This is a genomic window from Numidum massiliense, assembly GCF_001375555.1.
GTDB classification, from domain to species: domain Bacteria; phylum Bacillota; class Bacilli; order Thermoactinomycetales; family Novibacillaceae; genus Numidum; species Numidum massiliense.
The window spans coordinates 1,953,144-1,965,094 of record NZ_CTDZ01000009.1; the positions used below are offsets into that span (position 1 = coordinate 1,953,144).

Genomic DNA, 11,951 nt, shown 5'->3' on the forward strand with positions numbered 1-11,951 from the left:
ATTTCCCATCGATAATGCACTCGCGCCACAGGCATCAATAGATCCGTAAGATCACTCTCTGTGCCCGTGACGCGACTGCAAAATTGGTATAAATTACTTTTTTTATTTAGTATAAACTGCCTTTCCCGTACCCTCCTGTTACTCAAAACTTACACGGCTAGCGTGAAGAACCGCATCGGGACCACATGGTACGCGGCGGTCTAATTTTCCTGCCCTATTAATAGGCAACAGTCATTTCTACTTCGTTTACAACACTTGGCGCACGCGTTCCAACGCCCAATCGATGTCCTCTTTCGTAATCGTCAGCGGCGGCGCAAAACGAATAATCGTGTCGTGCGTCTCTTTACACAACAGGCCGACTTCTTTCAACTTCTCACAGTACGGACGCGCATCTTCGTCGAGCTCGACCCCGACCAACAAGCCACGGCCACGTACGTCGCGAATGTGCGGGTTATCGATCTTTTTCAGCTCGTTCAGCAAATACTCGCCCATTTTTGCCGCATTTTCAATTAAGTTTTCCTCTTCAAGTACGGCGAGCGCTTCTAAAGCGATGGCACAGCCGAGTGGGTTGCCGCCGAACGTCGAGCCGTGGGATCCGACATTCCACACCTTAAAAATATGTTCGTTCGCCGCGACTGCCGACACTGGAAAGACGCCGCCACCGAGCGCTTTCCCCATAATGTACAAGTCAGGTTCGACCCCTTCCCAGTCACACGCGAACTTGCGCCCCGTCCGGCCGAGTCCGGTCTGAATCTCGTCGGCGGCAAATAAGACATTATTCTCGCGGCAAACATCGTACGCCTCGCGCAAATACCCTTCCCGCGGAATGATGATACCGCCTTCGCCTTGAATCGGCTCGAGTAAAAACCCAGCAGTATGCGGCGTAATCGCCTGTTTTAGCGCTTCCAAATCGCCGTAAGGAATAATTTTAAAGCCCGGTGTCAGTGGGCCGAAGCCGCGCTTGTACTCCGCCTCCGCCGAAAAGGAAATAACCGTCGTCGTCCGCCCGTGGAAGTTACCGGCACAGACGATAATCTCCGCTTGGTTTTCTGGTACGCCTTTCTCAAAATAAGCCCAGCGACGCATCGCCTTTACCGCCGTCTCTACCGCTTCGGCGCCAGCGTTCATCGGCAGGATCATATCTTTGTTTGTGAACGCTGTCAATTTGCGAAAGAACTTCCCTAAATTCTCATTGTAAAAAGCGCGGGACGTCAGCGTAATTTTGTCCGCTTGCGCTTTCAGCGCACCGATGATGCGCGGGTGGCGGTGCCCCATGCTTAACGCCGAATAGGCACTAAGCATATCCATATAGCGCTTCCCTTCTACGTCCTCCACCCAGACGCCTTCCCCTTTCGCCAAGACGACGGGCAATGGACAATCGATACGCGCCCCTAACTTTTCGTTGTCACGAATAATACTTTGCGTCATCGTCGTGTTCGCTTGCGTCATTTATACTCCCCCTCATTTCGTTAATGGCCATCATGTCACATGCTGGCACCTTCAATTAAAACTGTTTCCTTGAAAACGACACGTTTATTCGCCCATGTCAGCCATTATTCTCCCGTATCCGCCTCTGTCCATATAGCGCTAATTGTTGTCGATTTGTGCCCGCTGTAACGTGCCACTGTAATCGACGTAAATGCTCTTCCATTCCGTAAATACATCTAAGGCGGCCACACCGGAATCGCGGTGTCCGTTTCCGGTCCCTTTCGTCCCGCCGAAGGGCAAGTGAATTTCGGCCCCCGTCGTACCGGCGTTAATATACACAATCCCTGTGTCGAGATCGCGCATCGCCGCAAACACTTGATTCACATCGCGCGTAAAGATCGCACTGGACAAGCCGTAAATGACCCCGTTGTTTACTTCGATCGCTTCTTCGAGACTACCGACCGGGATGATTGAGATAACCGGTCCGAAAATTTCCTCCTGCGCAATGCGCATCGTCGGTGCGACGTCCGTAAACAGTGTGGGCTGATAAAAATTCCCCTGTGCCAACTTACCGTCGGCCGCGATTTCACCGCCGCATAACAGACGCGCCCCTTCTTCCTTACCAATCTTGACGTAGCCGTGGATTTTGTTTAACGCCGAGCGGTTAATGACCGGTCCGACATCGACCGTTTCGTCGAGTCCGTCCCCGAGAGTCAACGTTTTAATCCGTTCCAGCAACAGCGACTCTAACTTCTCTTGCACCGCCCGGTGGACGATGACGCGGCTCGTCGCGGTACACCGTTGTCCGCTCGTACCGTAACCGCCCCAGACGATGCCGTCTACGGCTAACTCCAAGTCGGCGTCGTCCATGACGATAATCGCGTTTTTGCCGCCCATCTCCAACGAGACGCGCTTCAGCTGCTGGCCGCCTTTCGCTGCCACGTTGCGCCCGACTTCCGTCGAACCGGTGAACGAAATGACGTCGATGTCCGGATGGGCGAGCATCGCTTCCCCGACAACTTCCCCTGATCCACAGACGAGGTTAACCACTCCCGCCGGCAATCCAGCTTCGCTCAATATTTCGACTAGTTTTTGCGCCATAAACGGCGTTTCCGTCGCCGGTTTCCACACGACCGCATTGCCCGCGACGATCGCTGGGAAGATTTTCCACGTCGCAATCGCAATCGGGAAGTTCCACGGCGTAATTAAGCCGGCCACACCGAGTGGCGCACGCACGCTCATCGCAAATTTGTTCGGCAGTTCGGCGGGAGTCGTTTCCCCGAACAAGCGCCGCCCTTCTCCGGCCATGTAAAAGGCCATATCGATACCTTCCTGCACCTCACCGCGCGCTTCCGAAATCACTTTGCCCATTTCCTTCGTTAACGTTTGTGCGAGCTCTTCCTTTTTCTCCCGCAACAACGCTCCGATTGCAAACAGCGTCTCTGCCCGCTTCGGTGCTGGCACGAGGCACCACTCTTTTTGTGCTTTCACCGCTGCGGCCACGGCTCGGTTTACATCTTCCTCACTCGACTGGGCGACTTGTCCAAGCACTTCGCCTGTCGCCGGATTAATGACGTCGCGGAAGCGTTCTGTTTCTGACGGCAGCCACACACCGTCGATATAGTTGACACATTTCATATCCTATGGTCCCCCTCTATGGTATAAATCGCTAATACAAAACGGCAAGAAGTCAAGAAGCGCCGAGCGCTACCACATAATGCGTATGCAAAAGCCGTGCCAGTGATGCCATACCGTGCGGTGACTAAAGCGATCGCGACTCACAACTTGACGCTAAGTTGAAGTAAAGGCAGTTTAGCAAGCGTTTAGATAGCGCTCTCAATTTGTGGCCCTTTTTGGTGTTGTACGGTTTTATCAAAGTGCAGTGCATCTTTGCATTGTTTGATGCAATTTTGCATTGCGGACAGACGTTCCTAATTTGTACATCATATAATTTTTACATCACATTGACACTTGCTGCTGTGCGGCTACCGTCGGCACATCCGGCTTCCGGCGTTTTTGTATAAACCATATGACGGCGACTAGCAACAGCGCAATCAGATCGGTATACAAGTCTTTGGCGATAAACATTAAACCGGCGCCGAACATGACGATTCGTTCCCACCCGTGCGATATGCGGATGAAGTATCCGATCACCGAGCTACTAATTGCCGTCATCCCGACCGCAGTCGTGAGCAACGACCAGACGATCCACCCGTCGACGTCGACGAGGACGATCATCGGATTGTACACGAAGGCGAACGGCACAATAAACGCGGCAATCGCTAGCTTAACCGCCATCACGCCCGATTGAAACGGATTCGCACGCGCGATGCCTGCCCCCGCATATGCGGCCAAACAGACGGGGGGCGTAATGTCGGCGATAATGCCGAAATAAAACACGAACAAGTGCACCGCCATCGGTGCCACTCCGAATTCGTTAATGAGCGCCGGCGCCGCAACAGTGGCCGTCACGACGTAATTCGCTGTCGTCGGCAAGCCCATCCCGAGGACGAGACAAGCGATTGCCGTAAAGACGAGCGCCAAAATTAACTGTCCGTTCGCCAGGGCGATAATACCTGAAGCAAATTTGTTGCCGAGCCCGGTAATGCCGACGACGCCGGCAATAATTCCGGCACAGCCGACGGCCGCGATGACAGGTAAGGCGATGCGCGCTCCCTCCTCAAACATCGCGATCGTGGCACGCAAAGACATGCGGGTCTCTTTTTTCAGTAAACTGACTGCAAATGCCGTGACAATCCCCATCAACGCCGCTTTCTGCGCGGTGAAACCGGACAATAACGTCAAAATAATAATGATTAGCGGTAGGATTAAGTAGCCTTTTTTTAGTGCTAATTCTTTCAAACTCGGCAGCATATGTTTCGGAAGCCCGATCACACCTTGCTTTTTCGCTTCGAGGTGCGTACCGATAAAGATGCCAGAAAAATATAGCACTGCTGGAATGGCCGCCGCCAACATAATCGCGGAATACGTCACATTCAAGTACTCAACCATGATGAACGCCGCGGCACCCATAATCGGCGGCATGAGCTGGCCACCAGTAGACGCCGACGCCTCAGTCGCCGCCGCGAACTCCGGTTTAAACCCCGCTTTTTTCATCATCGGGATCGTAAACGAACCCGAGGCGACCGTGTTCCCGACTGAACTCCCTGAAATCATCCCCTGGAAGGCGCTTGCGATGACAGCCGCTTTGGCTGTTCCTCCCGTAAAACGGCCTGTCGCGGCAAAGGCAATGTCGTTAAAAAACTGGCCGATTCCGGAGCGAACGAGCACCGTGCCAAAAAACAAAAAAAGGAAGATAAACTTGGCCGATATTTGTACCGGTGTCCCAAATACCCCGTTTTCGCGAAACCACAAATCGGTCATAATCTTATCAAACGTAAAGCCTTGGTGCGATAAAATTTCCGTCGGTATGTAATTGCCGAGTAACGTGTACAAAATGGCGATCGAAGCGACAACGACGATCGGAATACCGACTGTCCGACGTGTCGCCTCCAGTAAAAGTAACACCCCGACAATAGCTACTATAATCGCTTGGAGCGGGTAATCTTGAGTGCGCGCAGCTAATATTTCGTCAAAGTATAAGATCTTGTAGTACCCGACGAATATTGCCGAAAACGCTAACAACACATCATACCAAGGAACACCTTTTTGCTTCTGTTGCCACCCTTTTTTTGCCGGATATAGTAAAAAGATAAGACCTAGTGCGGTCCCGACGTGGATCGCCCCTTGTATTTGCGTCTGAAATACACCGCGGTATCCAGTATAGAGATGGAATAACGTGAGGTATACGGCGAGGAACATGACAACCCACGACCACTTGCCGATCTGCTTGCGATAGCCGCTCTCCCGGTCGTACTTTTCCAATAAAGCTTGGGGGTTCACATTCCCTTCGGTGTCCTTATTAGCGTCGGGTACGACATGTTCTTGTTTGTTTTCTGCCATCCTGTCACCGCCTTGGAATAATTTGAATAGGGGCGGACCGTCACACCGCCCCCTTCCGTCACATCTTTTAACGTATGGATAAGGCTAACCTTTACTTCGTTACATCGTCCAGACTGTTAATCCCCGTCGCTTCCCGCGTGACGATTTGGATGACCTCAGGGTAAACGTGCCCGATGAACGCAAAGTTTTTCACGGGTTTTTTGAATTCCGCCTTCCCGTTTAAGGCGTTGTGAGCCGGAACGTGCACCGTCATGCCGATATCTTGCGCCCCGTCGCCAATGCTCTTTAAGTTTTCAAGGGAGGCCCCCGTTTCCGTGTTCGTCACGTTTACACCGTCAATGTGCTTGTTCCACAACCCGGCAATTTCCCCACCGAGGGGGTAATACGTCCCGCCTTGACTACCGGTGCCAAGGGTGAACTCCTTTTTCCGCTCTTTCGCATCAGCCTTTACTTCCGCTACCTCTGCATCGACTTTAAGCCCTTGCTCTTCAAAGTAACGCTTCGAACCCGGGTGAATCGGAAGCCCTTCTAACCCGTTGAGCGCGTTTTCCAGCGTCATTTCTTTCGCTTGTGCGTGTGTGTTTTCACCCGCTTTTTCATACATCGTCTTCGTCAGTTCATAAGCGAGTTCTTCGTCAATCGTATCGGTGTTCACGACCATGATCGCGTAGGCGGTCACCGTTTGCACGTCTTCTTTTAAAAAGTCATAGCTGTCTTTCGGGATGATATACTTCCTGTAGGCACTTTTTTCCTCAATTTTTTTGATCGCTTCATCGGATAACCCTAACAACTTCACGTCTTTCGCCGACGCTTGCAAATCAGTGATCGAACCTGCTGGCAACCCTAAGACACCGACTGAAATATCGATATTGCCGTCTTTCAACCCGTCCATCGCGTCGCCAAACGCTTCCTGAAACTTCTCGTAATCGCCCTCTTTCAAACCGTAAGCTTCGAAGATGAGTTTTGACACGGACTGCGTTTCACTCGCCGGCGGTCCGACGGCAATCTTCTTTCCGCCACCCCCAAAAATGTTACACGCGGATAGTACCATCACTAATGCAACACAAAGTGCGATTACTGATACAATTTTTCGCTTCATCTCGTTTCCTCCTCTTAACGTGTCTCTTGCACTTTTGATTACGAACCACGCGCTTTTCCCGTTTCGTTACGAAAGCGACTGTCACAACGCGCGGGCAGCAGAAGTGCCCGCGCCATGTCGACTAGTACCGTGGCAAAAGATTCCCGGCCAGCTGTTTAGGACACCGTTGTGACGCCTCGTCTCCGTTCACTTGCTACTTCGCCCTCGCAACAGCACCCTGTCGATCGCCCGCTCGTGGGCGTCGACCGTGTATTGAATGTCCGCGCTGCTGTGTGCGAGCGAAAGCGAATAGCGGTTGAGCGGCTTGCAGTAAACGCCTACGTTCAGTAGCTCCTCATCGATTGCCCGGCGCAGCGCGGTGTCGGCGTGCCACATGTCACGGCAGTTGGCGACTGGTCGCTCCGTCAACACGATGTTAAAAATGCTCCCCATCCCGCACGTTTGCATCGGGATATCGCGCCTCGCGTAAACGTCTTCCAACCCTTTGCGCAACTGATTTGTATGAGCGAATAACTGCTCTAACTGCCCGGGCTGTTCTAACAAGTCAATCGTCGCTAGTCCCGCTGCTAGTATGAGTGGGTGACCGTTGTACGTGCCGCTGTGGAATAAGACGTCACTAGCACTACCGTCTCGTACACCGAGCTGTACGCCGTCCTCCCTTCCCGCTGTCAAAATGTCTTGCCCCTCGCGCGGGTCACATTGCGCCATCAGCTCGCGCTTACCTCCGACGGCTCCGATCGGAAAACCGCCGCCGAGCACCTTTCCTAACGCGGTAAGGTCGGGAGTGACTCCGTACACTTGCTGCGCCCCGCCGAGGGCGACGCGAAACCCTGTCTTCACCTCGTCGAAAATGAGCACAATCCCCAATTGCTCCGTAACGGTGCGTAAACCGCGCAAAAATGCTGGCTCCGCGGGAATAAACCCACCCTCGACAGGTTCCAAAATAACTGCAGCGACATCATTGGCGTTTTCTTGCAAAAGGCGTGCCGTCGCCTCTAGGTCGTTAAACGGTAACGCGAGCGTCTCTCTTTGCACATAGTCGGGAATCCCTTTCGATGCCGCCACTGCGTGTGGTCGCCGCCGCTCTCCCCCTCGCTCGCGCTCCGGATGGACACTGAATAGCACTTGATCGTATCCCCCATGATAATGGCCCTCGAACTTTGCGAGCTTCCGTCTGCCTGTATGCGCCATCGCCAAGCGAATCGCGAACTGCGTCGCCTCCATCCCGGAATTCGTAAAGCGCACGCGCTCGATCCCGGCATAGTGGGCGATTAACTTCTCTGCCATCGCCGTCTCCAACTCACACGGGGCACCAAATACGAATGTCCCGGCAGCCGCTATGTGTTGTTCGACCGCCGCAAGCACTCGCGGGTGACCGTGCCCCAACATGAGCGCGCCATAACAAAGTGCGTAATCGATGTATGCGTTACCATCGACATCGAACAGCCTGCTACCACTCCCCCGCTTCATGACGATTGGATGCGGTGGAAAATACTTAATGTTCGCCGTCACACCCCCTGGAATGACCTTACACGCCTTTTGAAAAAGCTGAGCAGAACGTTCGCGCATCCGCGAAACAGCTAGTGACGAATGACCGTCAGCGCCCAACATGACCAGACCCCCACATGAATGTAATGTAGTCACCACTTTTTGAAAGCGGTTACCTAAAGTATATTCTGGTAACATCAATTTTGCAATGATTATTTCAAAAAGAGGCGTCATATAAAATTTTTATTTCAGTTTGTAGGGGAATATCCTTGTAGGCGACTCAATTTTTTTTGTAAAAGACGTGGAAGTGATCCCAAATATCTTCCAGTTCACGAAGTCGTCCGTGAAAATCGTCGATTTTTTGCTTGCCGACGTACGCGATTAACGCATTAATTAAACTGAGTGGCGCGGCAAACGAATCGATAAACGTCGGCATGCTGCTCTGCGCATAAAAGGCAACGTCAGCGTAAGGAACGAGCGGAGACAGCACGTGATCCGTAATGACGAGGACTGTCGCGCCCTTTCCTTTCGCGTAAGAGACGATGTCGACAGTACTTTGCACATAGCGGGAAAAACTAATGCCAACAACGACATCCGTCTCGTCTAACGCATATAACTGCTCGTAAGTCGAATGAACGGACTGGACATGCTTCGTGTTCCCTAAGATGATGTCCAAGTAATATTGCAGAAAAACTGCTAAGGACACGGCGCTGCGACTCGCGACGATGTACACCTTTTTCGCGTTTAAAAGCGCTTCCGCGGCACGCCGAAACGACTGTACATCTAGTTGTTCCATCGTCGTACGCAGGTTGGCGAGGTCGTCTTGCAACACTTCGTAGATGACTTTTTCTTCCTCGCTATACACATCGACAGACATCTCCAGTCGTTCAACCGTCGTCAGTTGCCTTTCGAGCGATTCGACGAGCTGTTGCTGTAATTCCGGATAGCCGGAAAAGCCGAGGAAGGTCGCAAAGCGAACGACCGTCGCTTCACTCACTCCCGCCTTGTGCGCTAATTTACCGACCGTAAAAAAAGGCACGCTGTACGGGTTTTGCAAAATATACTGCGCAATTTTTACGTGTGATTTACTCATTTGCGGCATTTTCTCGGCAATCTGTTGATCAATGTGAGACTTGGTCACTTTTTAAGCGAACGGGTTAACCGCTAACAATTGACATCGATTGAACACGTACGCCGCCCCTCCTTTCCTGGGATTATATGTTATCGTAGAACTCCCTTGTCATTAAAGGTACATATTATTGTACAATTAGATAACTCGAATCACAACCTTTTTTCACAAAATGCTTACACAAAAAAAGCACCGCACAACTGCGACGGCCCGATCGGGATCGATCGTCACAGCTGTGCGGTGCGACAGGGTGGGCTTCGACAACGCCTAGTGGTGACGGGAGAAACTAGGCGAGACTAACGATGTTTGTACGGTACTGTCCGCGAGGGCGAAACAGTTGATAGGTCGCGAACACGTTGAGTGGGCTCCGTTTCAAAGCCCTTCTAACTAACGGTGACGTCGTCGCACAAATAGACGTCTTGAATCGCGTGCAATAGCTTGACCCCTTCTTCCAGCGGCCGTTGAAACGCCTTCCGCCCCGAGATGAGCCCCATCCCGCCGGCGCGCTTATTTATGACTGCTGTGCGCACTGCGTCGGCAAAATCGTTTTTACCGGAGGCGCCGCCGGAATTGATTAAGCCGATCCGCCCCATGTAGCTGTTCGCCACTTGGTAGCGGGTCAAGTCGATCGGGTGGTCAGTCGCAAGCTCCGTGTAAATGCGTTCGTCGCGTTTCCCGTAACTACTGTCACCCGCGTTAAGCGCCTTATAACCCCCGTTCACTGTCGGCAGCTTTTGTTTTACGATGTCGGCTTCGATCGTCACCCCGAGGTGGTTCGCTTGCCCCGTAAGGTCGGCGGCCGTATGGTAGTCGGTCCCGTCAACTTTAAACGCGTCGTTACGCAAATAGCACCACAAAATCGTAAACATCCCGAGCTCGTGCGCGTACTGAAACGCCTCACTCACTTCTTGCAACTGCCGATCCGACTGCTCTGAGCCGAAATAAATCGTCGCCCCAATCCCAGCCGCCCCCATCTCGAAGCACTGCTTCACGTCGGCAAACATAATTTGGTCATAGCTGTTCGGGTACGTCAACAATTCGTTGTGGTTTATTTTCACGACGAACGGTATTTTGTGCGCATATTTGCGGGCGACGCTTCCTAACACGCCGTATGTAGAAGCGACCGCATTACACCCACCTTCGAGCGCAAGTTTGACGATGTTCTCCGGGTCGAAGTACGCCGGGTTAGCGGCAAAAGAAGCACCGGCCGCATGTTCAATCCCTTGGTCGACGGGCAAAATCGACACATAGCCACTTCCGCCGAGCCGCCCGTTGTTGAACAGCCACTGTAAATTGCCTAACACGCGGTTGTTGCGGTCTGAGACGGCAAACACGTCATCGACAACATTCGGCGACGGCAACGTGAGCATCTGCTTCGAAATCGTCGTACATTTGTGCCCCAGTAAGTCGTCTGCTTCTGTCCCTAAATACTCGCGAATCGATTCAATCATTCGTAACACCTCCGATTTTTGTTAAGCGTGTTGCTGGAGTAAAATCGCTTTGCAGCAGCTTACGCAATGTCGAGCCCCTACTCTCACGCGACAATGGCTTCTCACTGCTAATCTAAAATGCTTTCTTCGCGAATGCTTTCTTCGCGGTAGTGCTTTCCTTTTTGCACGTAATGATCAGTCGTTAACCGTAACATTTCCAAATCTTTCTCCGTCAATTCCCGTACGACCCGTCCCGGACGCCCCATGACGAGAGTACGCGGCGGGATCACCTTTCCTTCCGTAATTAACGTCCCGGCACCGATGAGCGCCTGTTCCCCGATCACTGCGCCATTCAAGACGATTGATCCCATCCCGACGAGCGCCCCGTCATGCACCGTACAGCCGTGGACGATGACGTTATGCCCGATCGATACGTCCCTGCCGAGCGCAACAGGGTAATCGGCATCGACGTGCACCGTGCACCCGTCCTGCACGTTCACCCGCTCGCCGATGACGATCGGCGCGTTATCCCCGCGGACGACGGTGTTGAACCAAATAGTTGCCTCGGCCGCCACAGAGACGTTGCCGATTAGCTGTACGCCGGGTGCGACATACGCGGTCGGATCGACGGTTGGCGTGTATCCGCCAAATGTATGGATCAAGCGATCACTCCTTCCGTATTTTAATTTACAATACATTCATCCTTAATTCAATTTACTATAGATCCAACAGATCATGATTCCACTCGATTTGATACACCGCTGATTCGGGGTAATGAAAGAGCGCTTCGATATACCTCATTTTTTCATCAGCGAGTGCCAGCTGTTCCTCCGACCGGGAGGAAAAATAGAAACAACCTAAAAAATAGGCATGAAAATACTCGTGCCAATTATGATACGATTGCTGAATGAACGTAGCCGTTTCCAACATTAAACCCCGCGCTTCTTTTTTAGATAAATAGCCAAGCGCGCGCCCGATCCGGCACAAATAAATGCTACGTGCCCAATCGTAGGCGTCGAGTCCCGCATACGAGGTCGCATGCACACTACTGTTAGCTATAAGTGGTATTCGGTCCTCAGGATTGGTTAACGACAACGACTGCATCGTTCGCCTTCTTGCCGCGTCGGAGAATACAGCATGTTCATTACAGATTCGATTGCACTCTTCCCGATCCCCCTGTTCGATCAACCAACGAACTTTCGTATGTATTTGCCACGGCTCTTTAATGCCCCATTTGCCAAGCTCCTTCCCAAAAAACCTTCTACCGAGAATACCGTCTCTAATGAAAGTAAACTCGTGATCAGTAAAATAGTATCTATACGACTCGTGATCGATACAGATCGACGATAGACACCGAAAGTAACGTTCGAGTTGCCTCTCTTTTTTCCACTGGAACAGACGCACCATACAAGCA

The 11,951-nt window shown here is 52.1% G+C and carries 9 protein-coding genes; all 9 read right to left on the bottom strand.

Translation table 11 applies throughout. The features are described 5' to 3' along the window. Window positions 1–246 precede the first annotated feature (246 nt). Window positions 247–1,449, bottom strand: a complete 1,203-nt coding sequence (locus BN1247_RS09440; RefSeq protein WP_054950154.1) for an ornithine--oxo-acid transaminase — start codon at window positions 1,447–1,449, stop codon at window positions 247–249. Window positions 1,450–1,587: 138 nt separating this feature from the next. After that, window positions 1,588–3,066, bottom strand: a complete 1,479-nt coding sequence (locus tag BN1247_RS09445; RefSeq protein WP_054950155.1) for an aldehyde dehydrogenase family protein — start codon at window positions 3,064–3,066, stop codon at window positions 1,588–1,590. 321 nt (window positions 3,067–3,387) lie between these two features. Beyond that, window positions 3,388–5,391: a TRAP transporter permease gene (locus BN1247_RS09450; RefSeq protein ID WP_054950156.1), complete on the bottom strand. Its 2,004-nt coding sequence runs from the start codon at window positions 5,389–5,391 to the stop codon at window positions 3,388–3,390. Window positions 5,392–5,482: 91 nt separating this feature from the next. Continuing rightward, window positions 5,483–6,490 (bottom strand): TAXI family TRAP transporter solute-binding subunit, encoded by a 1,008-nt coding sequence (locus tag BN1247_RS09455; RefSeq protein ID WP_054950157.1) that lies wholly within the window; start codon window positions 6,488–6,490, stop codon window positions 5,483–5,485. Window positions 6,491–6,676: 186 nt separating this feature from the next. After that, complete coding sequence (locus tag BN1247_RS09460; protein WP_054950158.1) at window positions 6,677–8,101, bottom strand: aspartate aminotransferase family protein; 1,425 nt, start codon at window positions 8,099–8,101, stop codon at window positions 6,677–6,679. A 157-nt stretch (window positions 8,102–8,258) separates the two neighbouring features. After that, window positions 8,259–9,119 carry a MurR/RpiR family transcriptional regulator gene (locus BN1247_RS09465; protein WP_074011108.1) on the bottom strand — a complete coding sequence of 287 codons (861 nt, stop codon included), beginning with the start codon at window positions 9,117–9,119 and terminating at the stop codon, window positions 8,259–8,261. Window positions 9,120–9,490: 371 nt separating this feature from the next. Further along, the gene (locus tag BN1247_RS09470; protein ID WP_054950160.1) at window positions 9,491–10,558 is read right to left on the bottom strand and encodes a class I fructose-bisphosphate aldolase; all 1,068 of its coding nucleotides are present in this window, start codon (window positions 10,556–10,558) and stop codon (window positions 9,491–9,493) included. A 107-nt stretch (window positions 10,559–10,665) separates the two neighbouring features. Next, the gene (locus BN1247_RS09475; protein ID WP_054950161.1) at window positions 10,666–11,199 is read right to left on the bottom strand and encodes a gamma carbonic anhydrase family protein; all 534 of its coding nucleotides are present in this window, start codon (window positions 11,197–11,199) and stop codon (window positions 10,666–10,668) included. Window positions 11,200–11,254: 55 nt separating this feature from the next. Beyond that, entirely contained in the window at window positions 11,255–11,944 is a 690-nt protein-coding gene (locus BN1247_RS09480; protein ID WP_054950162.1) for a DUF1266 domain-containing protein, read from the bottom strand. Between the last annotated feature and the right edge of the window lie 7 nt (window positions 11,945–11,951).